The organism is bacterium, from assembly GCA_021158245.1.
In the GTDB taxonomy this organism is placed as follows: Bacteria; Zhuqueibacterota; QNDG01; order QNDG01; family QNDG01; genus QNDG01.
The window spans coordinates 57,840-78,091 of the sequence record JAGGVB010000065.1; the positions used below are offsets into that span (position 1 = coordinate 57,840).

Sequence of the window (20,252 nt, forward strand, 5' to 3'; positions counted from 1 at the left end):
AATATCAATAAAAATCAACTATTTCCGTAAATATCGTACCACTGTTCAAATACCATAAGAGCCCATAATTTATGGCTGTGATTTGCCCTTCCGTCAATGTGTTCTTTCATCATTCTTTCAACAAAGTCTGTTTTGAAAAATCCCTGCTGCTCAAGCCTTGTACTGTCAAGAAGATCTGTCATCATATTTTTTAAATCTTTACGTATCCAGTTTTTAATAGGTATGCTGAATCCCTGTTTGTCCCGATTCCTGATTTCATCAGGGAGATTGTTCCAGAAAGTTTTGTTAAGTATCACTTTTGTTGCAGCATTTCCCATTTTAAACTGCGGAGGAATTGAGAATGCAAATTCAACAACTCTGTGATCAAGATACGGGACTCTCGCTTCAAGTGAATTCGCCATTGACATACGGTCAACCTTTACAAGTATATTATCAATCAGATATGTGTTGAGATCAATAAAACCGATGCGTGTGACATCATCAATATCCATTGAACTGCAATTGAATTTACGGATAAAATCGTAACGGTCTGTTTGTGCAAGCTCAGACAGAATTCCTTCTGACAGAAGGCCTGCTCTCTCCTTTTCCCTGAGAAATACCATCCATCTCGCCTGATACAGGTCTTCCGGCAATAGTGTCCCTTCAACAAATCTTTTAAAAGCATTAATAGCTCCCTTTTTCTTTTTCGTAGGAGGGAATACATTTGCAGCAGGGGCTATTAAATTTTTTCTGATAAAACCCGGAATTTTACTGTAATAGTTCCGGGCAAACATGTGTGCTCTGTAAGTATCATACCCTCCGAAAAGCTCGTCTCCTCCGTCTCCGGATAAACTTACAGTAACATACTCTCTTGCCATTTTTGATACAAGATAAGTGGGGAATATGGAAAAATCCCCGAATGGTTCATCAAGCTGCTTTATGAGTTTTTCAGTCAGTTCAAGGGCATCCGGCTGAATAATAAATTCATGATGCTCGGTATTGTACTTTTTTGCAACCGCTCTTGCATAATTCAATTCATTGTAGGAAGCCTCTTTAAATCCTATAGAAAATGTTTTTACCCGGTTTCTGCCTGCTTTTGCCATAAGAGAGACAAGTATCGAAGAATCGAGCCCCCCTGATAAAAATGCCCCGAGAGGGACATCTGATAAAAGCCTGAGTTTTACTGAATCCGCGAGAAGATAAGAAAGCTTTTCTTCTGCCTGGCTCATCGTCATATTTTCTTCCCGGGGTATAACCTGCCAGTATCTGTTGCCTGATATTCTTCCATTTTCATATTTCATCCAGTGAGCAGGTTCTAACTTTCGGATTTTACGGAATATTGATCGCGGTGCAGGTATGTATTCAAATGCAAGGAAATTATCCAGAGCCTGAAGATCTATTTCACGGTCAACTTCAGGATGCTTAAGTATGGCTTTAATTTCCGAAGCGAAAAGTATTTTATTTCCATCTTCGTAGACATAAAAAGGTTTAATCCCCATCCTGTCCCTTGCAAGAAAAAGGGATTCGTTTTTTCTGTCCCATATTGCAAAAGCAAACATACCGTTAAGCTTTGAACATACTTCTTCGCCCCACTCTTCGTATCCGTGAATGATTGCTTCAGTATCGCTTTTTGTCCTGAAAATATGCCCTTTTGCTTCAAGCTCCTGTCTCAGTCCATTGTGATTATAGATTTCACCGTTAAAAACAATTGTTTTTGACCCGTCTTCATTTGATATAGGCTGGTGCCCTGTAGAGAGATCAATAATAGAAAGCCTGCGCATCCCCAGGCCGACATTTTCCGAAACAGAAATACCCTGATCGTCAGGGCCTCTGTGCACGATTGTACTGCACATTAAAGCAAGAATCGCTTTGCCTGCCTGTTTATTCCTGTCCTTGTAAAGAACTCCGCAAATTCCGCACATTCTATAATCCTTTTTTCAATGCATTTTCAACTGAGCTCTCTAATTTTTTCCTGTAGATTTTATAACTGTACTTTTCATCAGCAAGTTTTTTTGCATTCATTGCAAGCTCTTTGCCCAACGACGGATTATTTATGAGGCCTGTAATACCCTGTGCAAAATCTTCCGGTATAGGATCTTTGAGAACTGCTACACTTTCATCCATAACCTGTGTATGCGTAAGCATTCTGGTTGCAACAATTGGTATACCGGATTTAAGATAAGAATATATTTTTAAAGGTGTGTTTGTCCCCCTGGTACGGGGAGATAAAAGAATTTGTGCACACATCATGTAGCTTTTTATCTTGTCAGGAGAAACCTGGCCTGTAAAAATAAAATTCCTTTCAACTCCTCTGTCTGCCGCCATTTTTTTATACTGGTCCACCTGATCCTCATGTCCTCCCACAACAAGAAAAACAATCTCTTTCTTATCTTTTAAAACAAGCCCGGCACTTTTTATTAAAAGGTCAATACCCTGATAGGGCTCAAGAGTGCCTGCATAAAGAGCTGTTACTTTGCCCTGTAATCCATGCTTTTTCTTTATCTCTTCGGAAAAATCTTTTTCTCCGAATATCAGTTCGTAATCAACTACATTTTCTATAAGAAACGATCCCTTTTCAGGCTCAATGGAAAGCACATGATTATACAGATCAGGACAGATCGTTATTATAGAATCTGCATTGGACAGCACTAAGTTTTCAAGCCTTTCAAAAACAGAAACAAGAAAACGAGATTTGGAAAACTGGAAATTGGAAAGCTGCTGCGGCAGGCTGGAGTGCATATCATAAATATGGGGGACCCTGAATATCTTTGCAAAAAGAGTTCCCCAAAATCCTGCCTCTTCATGGGTGTGGATTAAATCATAATGCCCTGTCATAATAAATCTAAAAGAATATGCCGCAAGTACAATATCAAGGGGTACCTTTTTAATTGACGGGCCGATTTTTATTTTTTTTATTCCGGGCATTCGGGGAATCCGTATAATACGGACTCCCGGGAAATTAACCTCTTCTCCGATAGGGTAGGTTAAAAGGTCCACCTTGTAACCCATATCGGAATAAGTTTTTAACCTTCCGACCACACTAAAGGGTGTGCCTCTCGGTTCAAAAATAGGTTCAGGTGCTATCATCAATATTTTTTTACTCATTTATTTGACAGGCCGGCTTTATTTTTCACCGGCCTCCTCCGAAATTTTATTCCGTATCGGTTTTCTCCTGAATAAAATCACACTGCCCCGTACCCTGTAAGCACTACAAACACGGTACGAATAAGTATTTTAAAATCGAGCCACAGAGAGAAATTGTCTATATACTTCATATCCATTTCCATCCATCTCTCAAAATCTATCTTATTTCTGCCGCTCACCTGCCATATACATGTTAAGCCGGGTTTCATACTCAGACGCCTTCTGTGCCACACTTCATAAAGCTCAACTTCTGCAGGCAGAGGCGGCCGCGGGCCTACAAGGCTCATATCTCCTCTAAGTACATTTAAAAGCTGCGGGAGTTCATCAATACTCAGCCTGCGCATAAATCTTCCAAAAGGTGTTACTCTCGGGTCTCTCTTCATTTTAAAAACAGGGCCCTTCATCTCATTCTGTTCCTGCAGTTTTCTCTTTCTCATTTCCGCACCTACAATCATGGAACGAAATTTATAAAGCACAAATCTCCTGCCGTTCTGGCCGCATCTGATCTGTTTATAAAACACAGGCCCTTTAGAGCTCAACTTGATCACTGCTGCAGTGAAAAAAAATACAGGGGACAGAATAATCAATGATAAAGAAGAGACTGTAATATCCAAAACCCGTTTTAAAAAAAGCTGCCACTCTTCAGCAACTGTGGTTTGCAGCAATATAAGGGGTATCCCTGCAAAATCAGATAATCTGAGCCTTGCAACCTTAGGTTCAAACAGATCAACCGTAATTGCTGTTACAACCCCTTCATCTTCACAATGATGAATCGCATCTTCAACCCGATTGAGCCATAATCTCGGCACAACAAAAATAACCCTGTCAATCACAGATTCTCTTAAAATCCTCGGAATATCTCTTATTCGCCCTATTACCTCATAACCCATTACACTCGTTCCGAGCAGTTTAGGGTCATCATCAACAAGCCCGACAATCTTCAGCCCCCACTTGGCGTGATCGTGAACACTTTTAATAAATTTCTGCGCTCTCGGGCCGGTACCTACAATAAGCATATTTACAAGATTATAACCCTGGTTGAATGAGTAGTCAAGTATCCAGCGCCAAAATGCTTTTTCAAATCCCAGAAAAAAGAAAGCTGTAACTGCAAAAACTCCTACATAAAACCTGCTTGTAAGAGTCATCTTTAAAAGGAATATTCCGCTGCCCATTACTACAATGGAGAGCAGCCCCGTACGAAATACCCTCCACATTATTTCTACAAATGGCTTAGTACGAAAATTCATATAAACGCCGTCAGCAGACATAAGCCATACCCAGGCAGGAACGGATATAAGCACAAGCCAGAGATGATTTCTTAAAAAATAAAATGCACCATTCAAAGTCATGTCAGGGGCGAATGCCATTGGCCCTAAATCCATGTACTGCCTGAATCCCATGGTTATAAAAAATGCAGCTCCGAAAGCTATTATAATTGCAACAGCATCAGAAAGCTTCATTAATCTTATAAGAAAAATTTCCTTATCTCTTACCATGGGTTATTTCCCGGTCAAAGTCTTCTTAAACCACTCTGCGAACCTAACTATTCCTTCTTCTATTGGAACAGACGGATTATATCCCAATTCTTTTTTAGCTTTTGACACATCAGCATAAGTCAAATCCACATCGCCAGGCTGCATGGGAAGATACTCAATATTTGCCTTTTTACCAACAGCATTTTCAATGAGAGAAATAAGATAGCCAAGTTCAACAGTACGTGATTCTCCAAGGTTGTAAATATTATAGCCCTTGCATTTATCAAGGGAACGTACTATGCCGTCAACTATATCTGAAATAAAAGTATAATCCCTTTTTGTTGTTCCGTCTCCATAAATAGGTATCCTTTTACCTTCGCTTATAAGCCTTGTAAATTTGTGTATTGCCATGTCAGGGCGCTGTCTCGGGCCGTATACGGTAAAAAAACGCAGGCATGAGACTGATATTGAATAAATGGAGTGATAAGTATATGCAAGAAGCTCACACGCTTTTTTTGTTGCAGCATAGGGAGAAATCGGGAAATCAACATTATCTGATTCCGAAAAAGGGTGTTTTTTATTATTTCCGTAAACAGAAGAAGATGAAGCCAAAACAAATTTATTTACATTATATCGCACACTTGCATCAAGCAGAGTAACAGTACCTTCAATATTTACTTTCTGATAAAGCTTTGGATTCTCAATAGAAGGCCTGACACCCGCCCTCGCAGCAAGATGAATTACCGAATCAAACTTATGTTTGTTAAAAATATCTTCAATAAAAGAAACATCACAAATATCACCTTCTTCAAGAAGATAATTTCCGCTGCCCATAGCGTTTTTAATGTTGTGCCGTTTTATTAAAGGATCGTAATAATTATTGAAATTGTCAATGCATACAACAAAATGCCCTTCTTTAAGAAGATACTCTGTTAAATGCGATCCAATAAACCCTGCACCTCCGGTGACAAGAATTTTCATTAATCGGCCTCTTTAATATCTGTAATAACTGTATCCTTCATGAGCCACATCAACACCTGCACAATTTAATATTGCTCCCACTATTGTTGTTTCTACGGTTTCGAACAGCTCTAATTTTCTTTTTATATTTTCCTTATTCGTCATTCCAGACCTTATAAGTACGGCCACTCCGTCAACAAGAGTACCGATTATAACCGCGTCTGTAGCAGCCATCAGCGGGGGGGTGTCAAAAATGATAAAATCAAAATCTTTTGATACCTCTTCGATAAAATCTTTCATCTGCTGGGATCCTAATAATTCCGAAGGATTAGGGATAAGCGTTCCGCATGTAATAAGTGAAAGATTAGGTATGTACGTCTCATGCATAACATTTGACAGAGTTGCAATCCCAGTAAGATAGTTTGTCAATCCGGGTTTTTTTGAACAGTCGAAAGTGTTATGAAGCACGCCGCGCCTTAAATCAGCATCAATTAAAAGTGTTTTTGATTTCTGTTGTGCTGTTGTAATTGCAAGATTGGCCGCTGTAAAAGACTTACCCTCCCCTGGTGCTGCACTGCCTATAACGAGGCTCTTAATTCTACCGAATTTTTTAGAATAAAACAAACTTGTACGAAGGCTCCTGTATGCCTCCCCAACCGGCGTGGGTGAATAATCATGCGTAACTATCTGGGAGCTGATACTCTTTGCCTTTTCGTCATCGGGCAGCTGAAAATCTTTAAATTTAACTGTAGGTATAACACCCAATATAGACAAATTCAGATAACGTTTTACATCTTCAGGGTATTTAATGCTTTTGTCGAGAATCTCCTTTGTCAAGACTATTCCGATACCAAGAAAGAACCCGAGCAGAACACCGATTATTGCTTTAAGCTTTTTACTTCCTGTTATCGGGGCTGTAGGAGGCACAGCCGGGTCAAGAACAGAAACCTGTTCGGAAACACTTACAGCAGAGATCTGAGCCTCTTTATACCTTTTATAAACCATATTGTAAAGTTCTTCATTTGTATTTCTTTCCCGTGTAAGTTTTATTAATTCTATCTCTTCAGCAGGAAGTGATTCCAACAGACTCTTCAGCTTCTGAATATTTGCATTCATCTCCTTATTTTGCCGGTCCAGATCTTTAACCTTTTTTTCCGCAAGTTCATAAATCCGGTTCTCAAGATTTGATATACGGCCGCTTATTTCAATAACATAGGGATTCTGTACCGGAGCACCGTTTTTTATCAGTTCACCTCTCGCTCTGTCAGAATCTAGAAGCTGCTGGTTTATCATTGACATTGCCGGATCATTCTGGAATACCGGAAGCTGAGGTATCTGTCTGTAAACATAACGTGCTGAGACACCGGTTGTAATATCAGTAACATTCGGATCAAGCTTTTGCAAAAGCATCTCAAGCTCTCTTTTAGCCAGGTTATTTTGTTTTATTTTAACAGCAAGATCGTTAAGTGTGCTTACAGTATTTTCATTCTGTTTTGTAAGGCTTATCGGGTGCTGTATTCTAAACCGTTTTAAAGTATAATCGGATTTGTTTAACTCTGCTTTAGCCACCTTCAGCTCTTTTTTAAGGTGGCTGCTGATAAGTGTTGACTCCTCCCTGTTCATTGCCATACTTTTTTCAACAAAAATATTTGCCAGCCTGTTAACAGTCTGGCTTACAAGTACAGGATTAGTATCACGTAATATAATTTTCATTACATTGCCTGACCTGCTGTTTATTATCTTTTCTCTTGATCTTAAATTATTAACTGTGGACTGAAACGGATTTATATAAAAATGAATAACTGACCTCCTGCCCACTATATCCTCTTTCAGTGAAAATCTTAACCCGTTATAAAATACCGTATCCTGAATAAAAGATGAGGCATGCAGGCTGTCAAGCCGAACTCCATTGTAATAGAAAGAACAATATCCGGAAGGATAAAAAATTAATTTATAATCTCCGGGGACAGGCCTCCTTGTTGTTGAAAAATGGGAAAAGACTTCATGCCGTTTTAAAGGTGCCAGATGGTCTGATTTTTCCATCTTTAAAGTAAGCCCTAAATCCGCTGTTACTTCCTCTGCAAACCTCCTGCTTTTAAGTCTTAAAATTCTATTGTCTATTTTAGTAGAAGAAATATTTTTTACATTATCAAAAGTTATCAAAGCTGTAGTTTCATAAAGAGGCGGCTGCTTTTTTACATAGATAAGCCATGGCACGGATACCAATATTGTAACAAGGCCTATAAACCACCATCCCTTTACAAGAGCCGAAATATATCTTTTTAGATCTACACCACCCTGCTCAGCCTGCTGTTCTTCAAAAAAATCTTCCATAAAAACTGTCTCCATTCAGTACAAACATAATATTAACAGGAATCAACATTTTAATAATTTCTGGATTTTAACCTTAAATACAACAGCAGTACCGATGCTGCCAAATTTATAATACCAACTAAAAATGCTATACTAAGCTCATTCTTCCTTGGTGCAATAATCTGATCTCCGGATTCAATACCAACCTCTTCAAGAGAAATCCCTGCCTCAAAACTTTCAAGAAGTTTTTTAATAACAACCTTCCCCCCCCTCTCAGCTCTTAAACCCTCAAGATTGCAGTTGCTTGTCGGGCCTCCTGCCAAAGCAACAACATCCCACAAAGAACTTGAAGGGTCAACTCTGTACGCTCCAGGCCTGTTAAAAGCACCCTGAAGAGTAAGGCGTATTAACGGCCTGATACTGACATAAGGATGGTTCAATTGAGAGGAGTATTTATCAATCAGAATCTGTTCAAGTTCATAAACAGTAAGCCCCTTAATCCTTACCTGTCCGATAAGTGGCATGATTATATTGCCGTCTGGTTTAATCGTATAATCTCCGCTGATATCTCTGTTCTGTTTTTGCCCCTGGAAAAGTTCCCATATTTGAATTCGGACTGCATCGCCTGGCTGAAAAATTGTCAATGATCGGGCAGAATTCCTCCACTGTGAACTCCTCTCCGCCTGTGCAAACAGAGCACTTGCATTTATAAACAATAGTACACCTATTATCAGCATAACTCTTTTAATAACAAGGCTGTTACATGTCTTAAATTTCATATTCATCAATCTATCCTTTCTATCCACAATCCAAACTTTTTCTAAATAAGAATAAAATTGCAAATAACATACCATCATTACAATCTTGACAATTTGTTCATAAAAAAGCATCCGCTCTGCGGATGCTGATAAAACTATCAATACATATTGCTTCTACCTTGAACGATAGAAGCGGTAACGTTTCTCCTTCGTTTCCAGATTTAAATTTTTAAGTATGGAACGGAGTTTAAACAGTCCAATCCTGATATTGCTGTATTTCCCTGATCTGAGCGTATCTCTGATATGCCAAATACTTGCCAATGGCTGCTCAACAACAATCTCTTTTATTTTTTGTTCCAGGGGAGAATCACTATTCATATCATGAAAACCAGCACCCTGCTTTGAAGATTGTTCCGCAAAATCCAAATCTTCCGAATGCCTCTTTTGAAGTCTGCTCAACAGATCCTTTTCAGTTGCAATAACAGGTTCACCTGCTTCTGAAATATCTATCCCGCGAATAATATCAAACTCATCAACCGCTTCTTCAACTGTCTCATACGAATTGAGAATCTTGTTAAATTCAAGCATTTCAAAAACTTCAAACACCTCGGGCATCATTTGTGCAACTTTTAAATCTCCGCCATTTTGACGGATATTTTTAATCTCTCCCACAAAGACACCCCATCCTGCACTGCTGATATATGACACATTGCTTAAATCAGAAACAATAAGATAACGATTCTTGTCGTACAATGACTGGAATACTCCGGCAAGTTCCTGACATGTTGCAGTATCCACACAACCTTTGATTTCCATTAATGCTATATCAAGACGCGAGCCGACAAAAGAGACTGAAACTTCAATACCCTGAGCTTCCATCATATCAAAACTCTCCTTGCCGGTGCAAAATAATATTAAACTTATTGCTTTTCATTAACACACTTTTCATACAGCGATACATATCTTGTTGCAGCAATCTCCCATGAGCTGTTTCTCTGCATACACCTCTTTTGTATATTTTTCCATTCTTCTTTATTTGCCCAAAATTTCAAAGCACTGTTTATCCCTTTTAAAAGGCCTGTAGCACTGTACTTTTCAAAAGTAAAACCTGTTCCTTCACCTTTCTTGTTAGTTACAGGAATAATCGTATCAACAAGGCCTCCTGTTAACCTTACAATCGGTACTGTTCCGTAGCGCATACAATAGAGCTGGGTAAAACCGCACGGTTCATAAAGAGAAGGTATAAGCACCATATCCGACCCTGCAACAACAAGATGCAATTTATCCTTTGCAAAAGAGTTAATAAACCTGATACGGCCTTTCCATTTTTTCTCAGCCTTTGTAAAAAACGTTTCAAACTCCTGAGTACCGCTTCCCATAACAATAAGGCCTATCGGATTCTTCATTAACTTTTCAAGACTTTCTTTTACAAGATCAATCCCTTTTCTGCTTTCGAGTTCAGTAATCATACAAACAACAGGACTTTCAATGCCTGTTTTTAAGGATAGCTCTTCTCTCAAAGCTTTTCTGTTTTCCTCCCTGCCTTCAATCTCCTCAGAGGAAAAAGCAGAAGAAATCAATGAATCATTTTGCGGATTCCACTCAGTATAATCTATCCCGTTAACAGCGCTGGCGAAATGACCTTTTCTCTCTTTAACAACATCATAAACTTTTTTAACAGAATCACACCCGTTTAAAACATCCTTGAGATACGTATCACTTAATGTATTGATAAAATCCGCATGAGCTACGCCTCCACGAAGGAAACTGCAATCTCCTTTTAAATTGAGTGAACTATTTTCAAAGCTGAAATTATTATCAGAAGACAGAAATTCCGCACATGATTTATCAAAAACACCCGACTCGGCAAAATCATAAACAGTAAATAGCGTTGAACACTTGTCAAAAAACGGATTTGTATTATAAATTGTCTTTAAAAACCAGGGGATCAACCCTGCCTGCCATCCATGGCAGTGAATCACATCAGGCTGCCATTGAAGCCTGATAAGGGTCTCAAGCACACTCTTGGAAAACAGAATAAATCTCTTTGCATTGTCCTTAAAAGGTACACCGCTTTTATGGTCTTTATAAAGTCCGATACGTGCGAAAAACGGTTTATAATCAATAAAGTATACTTGTATTTTGGAATTCGGCAAAAATGAAGATTTTACATTAATCGTTACCTTCTCTCCACCAAGAGGTATTTCAATATCCTGCAGACGTATTACATCCCTCAAAATGTAACGTCTTTCATCAATAACTCTGTACTGGGGAGTAATCAGCCGGATATCATGCCCGAGATCCTTTAATTCTTTGGGGATAGAACCTCCGAGATCACTGAGTTCTCCGGTTCGGGTAAACGGACTAATCTCCGGTAAAGCCATTAATATTTTATATTTTCTACTCATATCCAACCCCTCTTCAGGTTGTAAGATCTTCTTTTATGTCCCCGGCAATTAGCCTGATAAGGAGATCAATAAGACTGAACCGGAAATTTATTTAATCTGAGCAATAAATCTCTGAGCAACACTTACATATTCGCTTGTAGGATAGTTATCTATTAATTTCTGGAACTCTTCTTTGGCCTTTGCTTTATTATTCAGCCTGAGTTGACACAAGCCTAATTTCAACTGCGCATCATCATCTTTATTTGAGTTTGAAAAAGAAAAAACTTTCTCAAATGAGAGTGCGGCTTCTTCATACTTTCCCAAACCATAATAGCATTCGCCTATCCAATACTGGCAATTATCAGAAAGTGAATTATAACTTCCCGAGTCAAGCAGGTTTTCAAATTTCTGTATTGCATCCATAAAATGCCTGCTCCTGTAAGTCTGCAAAGCTTCCTGATACCTGTCAGCAAAAGAGCGGCCCTTCCATGATACGGGTGTTGTTTTATCAGCAGTCGCAGAATTCAAGTTTGAAATAGACTTTTCCTGTGTGTTCACTATATTCTGCAGCTTATTTTTCTCAGCTTCAGTACTCTTATTTTCAGCTTCAAGTGTGTTTAATTTCTGCTGCAGGTTAGCAGCACCGGTATCAGACTTGACTGCTTTACTGTCTCCTTTTTCCCCGACTCCCAAAAGCCGGAGCACGTCATCTTCGCCTAAAGTCTCATTGCTCTTTTTCTGCGTGTCCTCTTCAACAAGGCCTAATAGTTCATCGATATTTGCCGAATCACCTGAAACCGCTTCTTCCCTTCTGTTTTTGCTCGTTGATGCACAACCGGCAAAAATCAAAAAAGAAAGCAAAAAAACAGCTACAAGGAAACAAAGAATAAATCTGTCCCTATTCATAAGGTGCCCCTCTTTTTAAGAATTATTCTTGAATAATAAATTTACTGAAAATAATTAAAAAAATCAAGCATTTTAATAATTGTTATCACAATAACTTATCCGGCCTCCTTAAAATTATTTTAAATCCCGTCTGCGCTTCACAGTACACATTAACCGATTTTCGTTCTAATAGATAAATCTTTTTACAGAAATATTGGATACCAGCCCCATAAGTATAAAAAGCATAACAAGGGACGAACCTCCGTAGCTTAAAAAAGGCAGTGCCATACCTGTAACCGGAAACAGGCCTACTGCCATACCGCTGTTTATCACTATCTGTGAAACAATCAAACCGAAAACACCTGCAGAAACAAGGCTGTCAAAATCATCCCTTGCAAGGCGTGCAACAGATATTAACGATGCAAGTAAAAGGAAATAGAAAATAAAAACAACTGTTATACCCAAAAATCCAAATTCTTCACCGAGAAGTGAAATAATAAAATCAGTATGTTGCTCAGGAAGGAACCTTAGCTGTGATTGAGAACCGTGCAGGAAGCCTTTGCCCAAAAACCCTCCTGACCCGATTGCAACCTTTGACTGGATTACCTGATATGCTGATCCGTGTGGGTCAGATTTTATTCCGAGAAATATTAATATCCGTTCCTGCTGGTAAGCTGCAAGTTTTGACCAGAAAAATCCGGAAAAAACTCCTGCAACTCCACAGAAAACAGAATACAAAGATGCAGCCCACCATTTTTTCAGCCATACAAAGGCCCAGACTGTTATTCCCGCAGCAACAATAATAAATGCAGGCAGATAAAATCCTGATAAGAGAACTGCAAAAGGTGCAACAAGTAAAAATATCCAGTTCAGAGAAATTCCCGCCCAAACTGCCATAACCGCCCAGATAAAAAGGAAAAGTATTGCAGTGCCCATATCAGGTTCTTCTGCAATCAGGAGAAAATACGGAACTACAATCAAAAGGCTCACAAACATTCTTTTCCACTCCGGTGTTCTTGCGGAATCAGAGAAATAGCGGGATAAACACAGGATAACGGAAATCTTAGCAAACTCCGAAGGCTGAAATTGTATTCCTCCGAAACTTATCCATCTCGACACACTGCCTCTTCCCACAAAAAGTACCAATATGATAAGGAGGAATGCAAACCCATAAAAGATATATGCTGTTTCATAAACTATTGATATTTTTATTTTTGCACTTAAAATCCCTGCAATAACAGCAGGCACAAGCCAGATAATCTGCCTGCCTACAGGGCTTTTAAAAAAGGGCAGATTAAGAGACGATGAAGCACTGTATATAAGAATAAGTCCGCAAAAACTCAAAAAAATAGTAAAAACAGCTATCCCCGGGTCAATCTTCAGCCCCTCTTTTTGCGAATACTCAGTACCGGTCATAAGAAAAATCCTCTGAATATTTTACCTGCAACAGGAGCTGCCACACTGCCGCCTGAACCTCCGTTCTCAATAACAACCACAACAACTATTTTGGGATTTTTTAACGGCCCGAAACCTGCAAACCATGCATGAGGTTCTCCTGCGGGATTTTGTGCTGTCCCTGTTTTACCGCATATTGAAATCCCTTTGATTCCCGCTGCACGTGCAGTCCCTTTCGGAAAATTTACAGCTCTTCTCATTCCTTCTCTGATTACACTGAAAACCTTTCCAAAATTTTCAATAGGAGCATTGAACTCCGGTTTTTTAATTTCCCATGATCTTCTATTAATTCCCTGCTGAGCTTTTACCAGGCGGGGCACAGGCCTTTTCCCATCCATTGCAATTGCAGTAACTACTGATGCCATTTGCAGGGGAGTAACAAGAAGATCCCCCTGCCCTACCGCAAGATTTGCAATCATACCCCTTGTCCATCCGCGTATTCCGTATTTTTTGTCAAGATACAAACTGTCCGGCACCAACCCCGCTTTTTCTCCGGGCAGATCTACTCCGGTTTTCATTCCGAGGCCGAATATAGAGCACATGTTAACGATTCCTGAAAGCCCCAGGTCAAGGCCTGTACGGTAAAAATAGACATTACAGGATTGAGCAATTGCCTGATAAAGATCTATATTTCCGTGGCCCTCCTCTTTCCAGCATTTATACTCCTTCCTGCCGAGCCTAAATGAGCCATTACAGACATTCATTGATTCAGGATATCTGATACATGCTTTTAATGCTGCCGATGCAACTACCAGTTTAAAAACAGATCCCGGGGGAAGCTGGGCCTGGATTGACCTGTCAAGAAGAGGCTTAGAAGGATTTATCATTAGTGAATTCCAAATCTTGCGGGAAACTCCGCCTGAGAAATTATCCGGCTTAAAATCAGGGCTGCTTGCCATTGCAAAAATCTCGCCTGTAGACGGATCCATGACAATTATTGATCCTGTTTTATGCAGAATAAGCTTTTCTGCCAGTTTCTGAAGCCCAATATCAAGTGTCAATATAATGCTTCTGCCCGGTACAGGTTTTATATCGCGCTTTCCCCCGAAATCTCCCTTCTCAACACCAAAAGCATCAACTTCACGATATAGATACCCTCTCCTGCCCTTTAGCACTATGTCGTACTCTTTTTCCACCCCTGACTTGCCTGTTATGTCACCGGGTTTGTAAGTTCGCCTGTTTCTTTTTAAAAGCTCATCTTCTGTTATCTCACCGAGAAAACCCAGGACATGACACGCCTTAATTCCCGAAGGATAAGATCTGACAGGTTCGGCCTGATAGAAAAACCCCGGCAGTTCAATGCGATGCTCTTCCATATTTGTCAGTTGGGTAAAGTCAAGATTTGATTTGAGCCTTACAGGCACAAAAGGGCCGCTCTTCTGCAAATTGATCTTCTTTTCAATCTGTACCTGAGAAACAGGCAGAACCTTCCCTATATCAATTTTGTATTCAGTCCTGTGATACTCAAAAGGTATGACAAAAAGAGAGTAACTGGGCCTGTTTTCTACAATAACAGAACTGTTCCTGTCAAAAATTATTCCGCGCGGTGCTTTCAGAGGTATCTGCCTGACACTGTTCATGTCAGAACGTTTTTTATAAAATGATGATGAAAAAATCTGTATCTGGAAAAAACGAAAATATATAATTAAAAATACGCCCGCTAAAACCGCAAAAAAAATATCTGCTCTTCTTCTGTGTATGGATTCTGAATCTACCACGCTTCAACTCTTTTGCCTGTTTGCTGCATCCATATATCAATAATAAATCCAGCCCCGAGTGTTACTAAAAATGCAGAAAATGAATACCTTAAAAAAAGATCAAAAAATCCCAGGCCGTTTCCCAAAAAAGAAAGCATGCCAAGTACCAAAAAATGGATAAACAAAGGTACGGAAAATCCTATGATACGCACCAGATTATGTTCACCGGAAAGCGATGAGTATAAAAAAACAGAAAAATAACACGCCAAGCCTTTTGACAAAGCAAAAATCCCCGGAACCGAACCGGCAACCAAATCCTGGAAAAGGCCTGCAATAAATCCAATAATTACCGCATTAATAATTTTTTCTCCTGCAGATCGAAAGACCAGAAAGATTAAAAGAAAATCAGGAAACAGGAAATTAAGGGACGTTAATCTTGCTCCTGCAGTCTGAAAATAGAGGAGCACGAAAATAACAGATGAAACCTTTAAGGCTCTTTTCATCTCTGTTTTTCTTTCTCATTCAGCACAACAAATACTATTCCCAAATTTTGAAAATTTACACTTGAACGGAGAAATACATTCTTAAACATTGCCCCCTGATCCTGAATTACCCTGGATACTCTTCCGATTAACAACCCCCCCGGGAAAATAGAACTGACTCCTGATGTAACAACAATATCTCCGAATTTTACGCTGCTTCTGTAAAGTACTCCTTCCATTTTAAACACATCTCCGTGTATCCATCTCACAATTCCCCTGTCACCTGTTTTCATTACTCTTGCACTGATTCTTGCCTCAGGATTCGTAAGAAGCTGCACTCTTGACCAGTCATGGCCGGATTCAACTATCCTGCCGACAACTCCCTGAGGCACAATAATCGCCTCATCTTCCACGCACCCGCTGTTCGATCCCGTATTGATATCCGCATAACCGGGGATACCGCTCATATCCATCTCTGTGACATCAGCAGCTATAACATTATACGGCAGATGTTCTTTTAACTTCAGCAGGCTTCGAAGCCTTTTATTCTCTTCCGAGAAAAAAATATACTGCTGATTCAGCGCTGCAAGCTCTGTTAGTTTTAATACAAGCCTGCGGTTTTCTTTTTCCGAAGAAAACAGCCTGTTGATTCTGAATGCGCTATATTCAAAAACAGCAGTGTACCTGCTTGCTGCACCCCGTAAATAAATAAAGCATTTTGTTTTATTCAACAGGATAAAAATTAGGGAAAAAATTATAAACAGGAAGAGAACTATACCGGATCTATGATTATTCCAAAGATTATATATAAGTTTTTTTCTGTTTCTTTTCACAATCTATCTTCTGACTTTCAAATTCAGGACTCTTTGAAATCTGCTGATATCTTCCATTACAACACCGCACCCCTCCACAACAGCTGTCAGAGGCCTTTCACTAAGGCTTACAGGAAGATTTGTATCCTGACGAAGCCTCAGGTCAAGGCCTTTAAGCATACTGCCTCCTCCTGTCATGATAATCCCCCTGTCAAGAATATCAGAAGAAAGCTCCGGTGGAGTTTTTTCAAGGCAGAGCATCACAGAATCAATAATCGCCTGCACAGGCTCTTCAAGTACATCTTGTATTTCCGCAGCCCTCACTTCAACAGTTCTCGGAATACCGCTTATTATATCTCTGCCCCTTACCTGCACCACTCTTTCATCTTTCACCGGCCTGACAGATCCGTAATCAATCTTTACTTTTTCTGCCATAACTTCTCCTATGAGGAGCTTGTATCTCTTTTTAAAATACTGGATTATGACTTCATTCATCTCATCGCCTGCAATACGAACAGAAATTTTTGATACAACTCCGGAAAGAGATATAACGGCAATTTCAGTTGTACCTCCTCCGATATCAACAACCATGCTGCCTACAGGTTCATCAATAGGCAAATTTACACCAAGTGCAGCTGCCATCGGCTCCTCAAGAAGATATACCGCTCTTGCACCTGCCTTTTCTCCCGAGTCACGGACTGCCCGTCTTTCAACCGCTGTAATTCCTGACGGTATGGAAATTACCATTCTGTGAAGTGCAAACTTTTTAAGACGTATTTTTTGTATGAACCTGCGGATCATCATTTCCGCAAGATCAAAATCTGCAATTACTCCGTCTTTCATAGGCCTGACAGTCATTATTGAATCAGGAGTCTTCCCCCACATTACTTTGGCTTCGTTCCCGACTGCAACAATATGATAATCATCCCTGCGAACAGCTATCATAGAAGGCTCATTAAGCAGCAGCCCCTTGCCTTTGAGGTATATTAAAGTGTTAGCTGTACCAAGATCAATGGCAAGATCACCGCCGAATAAATTACCGAACCAAAATGCCATAATTTTTAGCCTCTCTTAATGCCTGAAATGCCTGATTCCGGTAAATGCCATCGCAATATCAAGCTCATTACATGCATCTATTGAATCCTGGTCTCTTTTGGATCCGCCTGGCTGAATTATGTATCTCACACCTTCTTTGCCTGCGGTTCTAACCGTATCATCAAACGGGAAGAATGCATCTGAAGCAAGCACCATTTCTTCGACAGATTTGATATAGAACTCTTCAAAAGATATTGACGGCTGTAAAACATCATACTCTATTTGAAGATTCTCACGCACTTTGGTAAGGGATAATTTTCTCAGAGCATCAACTCTGTTCGGCTGGCCTGCACCCATTCCGAAAACCTGGAATGATCCCGGGCTGTATTCTCTCGCAAGAACAATTGCGTTGGATTTTGTGTGCTTGACAGCAATGTATGAAAATTTTGCCAGCTGCTTTTTGTCATCCTCAAAAACCCTGTTTGTTTTCTGGAGGAAATCCTGCCAAACTATACTATCTCTATCCATCACCAGAAGGCCGCCTGTTATTTTTTTAAATGTTTCTCTGTCAGCAGTTCCTGTGTTAAACGGCCCTGTTTTCAGGAGCCTTATATTCTTTGTTTTAGTAAGGATTTCAAGTGCTTCATCATTAAAATCCGGAGCTGCTATTACTTCGACGAATTTCGACGGCACTTTTTGAGGCACAAGTTTGTCACCGTTAACTATATAACTTATGTGTTCTTCGTTTTTGCCTCTTAAAAAACTTGCAAAATCCTTATCCACTGTTCGATTGCAGCTTATTACAGATCCGAAAGCAGAAACGGGATCTCCAGCCCATGCCCTTTCCAGAGCTTCCCTTGGAGTTTTTCCTGTTGCAAGCCCGCATGGATTTGTATGTTTTATAACAGCAACTGCTGTCTCGTCAAACTCCTTTACAACCTCAAGAGCAGCATTTGCATCAACATAGTTATTAAAGGACATCTCCTTGCCGTGGATAACTTCGGATTTTGCAACTGAAATTTCTTCTGAGTTCTCATCAACATAAAACATGGCTTTCTGGTGGCTGTTTTCGCCGTATCTGAGAGTCTTGCCCCTGCCGAACCGGAAATACGCTCTCTCTTCATTCAGAAGTTTTTCGGATAATGTTTTATCAATTAAAGCATCATATTCAGCAGTCCTCCTAAAAGCTTTTACTGCAAGTTCTGCTCTTACTGTGTCAGGTACTTCACCGGATTCAGTTATATATTCTGCAACTCTGCTGTAATCCGAAGGGTCAGTAACAACTGTGACGTATTTAAAATTTTTTGCAGCGCTCCTAATTAAGGTAGGGCCTCCGATATCAATCTCTTCTATTAGCTCTGCTACGGACGGATCCTGTTTTTGCGCTGTTTTTTCAAAAGGATAGAGATTCACTACAACGAGGTCTATCCATTTTATCCCGTTTTTGTCCGCCTGGCTCTTGTGCTCGCTGTTATCCCTTATGCCGAGTATTCCGCCGTGTATCATTGGGTGCAGAGTCTTTACTCTTCCGTTCATCATTTCCGGAAACTTTGTTACATCACTAACAACAAGAATCGGTATACCGCTTTTTTCAAGGACAGATGCAGTACCTCCTGTGGAAATAATCTCAATACCGCATTCAGATAAAGTTCTGCAGAACGGCACAATTCCGTCTTTGTCTGAAACGCTGACAATAGCCCTTTTTATTTTTACCACTGATTCCTCCAATTTTAAAACCATACTCCTTATCGGATGTCATTCAATACTGAAAAATACGACCTGATTCCGGCCGGTTTAGTCAAAAATATGAATAGAAATTTAAAAATGCAAACGGAGTGCCACAAAGATTTCAAAAAACCGCAAAAAACAGCAGTGCTGCAGCTATTGTCCCGCTTTATGGAAATCTCAGGGAGTGTTTTCTATAGCTTCTAATATTCACCAGGCTTATGATAAACTGCGTTGCATCGATACCTCAGAGGCCCCCTGGTTCCCAAACTCCAGTTTGGGAACCTATATTTCGAAAGAAACTCTGTTTCTTTAACACTAGCATAAGTGATTAATAATGAGAGATAGGTATAAAATTTATGAATTAGAATCACTTCAATTCTGTATTGAGAATAAAGCACTCCACCTGTATGCTTATGTAATTCTGGATAATCATTTTCATATTATTGCTTCTTTTCCTCATCTCTCATCGACCATTGCATCATTAAGGAAATATACAACTAAAGAAATTATTGAACAGCTAAGGGAAGATAAAAAATCATGGTTGTTGAATCAGTTGAAATTTTATAAAAAGAAACATAATAAAGACAGTCTATATCAGGTATGGCAAGAGGGTACTCATCCTGAGTTAATTCAAACTGAGAAGATGTTATTTCAAAAGATCGACTATCCATTATAATCCTGTATTGCGGGGGTATGTTGATATGCCGGAACACTGGCGGTATAGTTCAGCTCGTAACTATTCAAATGATGACAATACGATTATTGAAGTGGATTTTTTACATTGAGGAAATATTTAGTGAAACGGAGTTTCACATTAAAAGAACGCTCCCAAACAGGAGTTTGGGAACGAGATTGAAAAATCTCCGCCACAACGCTTCTTCAGGGAGTCATTCCCGTCCCGATTTTTTTAAGAAAAAATATAATAATAAGAATCGGGAGAGTTTTTGCCTTTCATAGAGTTTTTTGACATTTTCAGGAAATTTTCAGATGCCGGATAAAAAGAAAGTTTTGCATTATGTTCTATAACTTATTAAATTGGCTCTTCCGGGTTTTCTATGGATACAGGCTTAATTTACCACAATAAAAAAGAATAGAAATTCTATAATTTTTAAAGGTTCTAAACCCACGAGCAGTTGCTTTAA

General features: G+C 39.5%; 15 protein-coding genes and 1 pseudogene. 1 reads left to right on the top strand and 15 read right to left on the bottom strand.

The window, feature by feature from the left end; all coding sequences use genetic code 11:
* Positions 1-14: 14 nt before the first annotated feature.
* From asnB to purH, 15 genes are all read right to left on the bottom strand, one after another.
* Positions 15-1,901, bottom strand: a complete 1,887-nt coding sequence (gene asnB / locus J7K93_04170; GenBank protein MCD6116190.1) for an asparagine synthase (glutamine-hydrolyzing) — start codon at positions 1,899-1,901, stop codon at positions 15-17.
* A gap of 1 nt (position 1,902) precedes the next feature.
* Positions 1,903-3,084, bottom strand: coding sequence for a glycosyltransferase family 4 protein (locus J7K93_04175; GenBank protein MCD6116191.1), 1,182 nt, complete (start codon positions 3,082-3,084; stop codon positions 1,903-1,905).
* 77 nt (positions 3,085-3,161) lie between these two features.
* A complete protein-coding gene (locus J7K93_04180) occupies positions 3,162-4,619 on the bottom strand; it encodes a sugar transferase (GenBank protein ID MCD6116192.1) in 1,458 nt (485 codons plus the stop codon).
* Between the two features lie 3 nt (positions 4,620-4,622).
* On the bottom strand, positions 4,623-5,579 hold the full coding sequence (locus tag J7K93_04185) for a GDP-mannose 4,6-dehydratase (protein MCD6116193.1): 957 nt from the start codon (positions 5,577-5,579) through the stop codon (positions 4,623-4,625).
* Positions 5,580-5,591: 12 nt separating this feature from the next.
* Positions 5,592-7,892, bottom strand: coding sequence for a polysaccharide biosynthesis tyrosine autokinase (locus J7K93_04190; protein MCD6116194.1), 2,301 nt, complete (start codon positions 7,890-7,892; stop codon positions 5,592-5,594).
* A gap of 50 nt (positions 7,893-7,942) precedes the next feature.
* On the bottom strand, positions 7,943-8,656 hold the full coding sequence (locus J7K93_04195; protein MCD6116195.1) for a polysaccharide biosynthesis/export family protein: 714 nt from the start codon (positions 8,654-8,656) through the stop codon (positions 7,943-7,945).
* A 147-nt stretch (positions 8,657-8,803) separates the two neighbouring features.
* A complete protein-coding gene (locus J7K93_04200) occupies positions 8,804-9,511 on the bottom strand; it encodes an STAS domain-containing protein (protein MCD6116196.1) in 708 nt (235 codons plus the stop codon).
* A gap of 38 nt (positions 9,512-9,549) precedes the next feature.
* A complete protein-coding gene (locus J7K93_04205; GenBank protein ID MCD6116197.1) occupies positions 9,550-11,037 on the bottom strand; it encodes a glycogen synthase in 1,488 nt (495 codons plus the stop codon).
* 87 nt (positions 11,038-11,124) lie between these two features.
* The gene (locus tag J7K93_04210) at positions 11,125-11,922 is read right to left on the bottom strand and encodes a tetratricopeptide repeat protein (GenBank protein ID MCD6116198.1); all 798 of its coding nucleotides are present in this window, start codon (positions 11,920-11,922) and stop codon (positions 11,125-11,127) included.
* Positions 11,923-12,087: 165 nt separating this feature from the next.
* A complete protein-coding gene (gene rodA, locus J7K93_04215) occupies positions 12,088-13,317 on the bottom strand; it encodes a rod shape-determining protein RodA (protein ID MCD6116199.1) in 1,230 nt (409 codons plus the stop codon).
* Positions 13,314-15,074, bottom strand: a complete 1,761-nt coding sequence (mrdA, locus tag J7K93_04220; protein ID MCD6116200.1) for a penicillin-binding protein 2 — start codon at positions 15,072-15,074, stop codon at positions 13,314-13,316. Before mrdA ends, rodA begins: the two co-directional genes overlap by 4 nt.
* Positions 15,068-15,556, bottom strand: a complete 489-nt coding sequence (mreD, locus tag J7K93_04225; GenBank protein ID MCD6116201.1) for a rod shape-determining protein MreD — start codon at positions 15,554-15,556, stop codon at positions 15,068-15,070. Before mreD ends, mrdA begins: the two co-directional genes overlap by 7 nt.
* Positions 15,553-16,368 carry a rod shape-determining protein MreC gene (mreC, locus tag J7K93_04230; GenBank protein ID MCD6116202.1) on the bottom strand — a complete coding sequence of 272 codons (816 nt, stop codon included), beginning with the start codon at positions 16,366-16,368 and terminating at the stop codon, positions 15,553-15,555. Before mreC ends, mreD begins: the two co-directional genes overlap by 4 nt.
* Positions 16,369-16,371: 3 nt before the next feature.
* A complete protein-coding gene (locus tag J7K93_04235; protein MCD6116203.1) occupies positions 16,372-17,403 on the bottom strand; it encodes a rod shape-determining protein in 1,032 nt (343 codons plus the stop codon).
* A gap of 15 nt (positions 17,404-17,418) precedes the next feature.
* Complete coding sequence (gene purH, locus J7K93_04240) at positions 17,419-19,122, bottom strand: bifunctional phosphoribosylaminoimidazolecarboxamide formyltransferase/IMP cyclohydrolase (protein MCD6116204.1); 1,704 nt, start codon at positions 19,120-19,122, stop codon at positions 17,419-17,421.
* A gap of 340 nt (positions 19,123-19,462) precedes the next feature.
* On the opposite strand from purH, the pseudogene J7K93_04245 reads away from it, so the two are divergent.
* Positions 19,463-19,895: pseudogene (locus tag J7K93_04245) on the top strand (transposase).
* Positions 19,896-20,252: the final 357 nt, after the last annotated feature.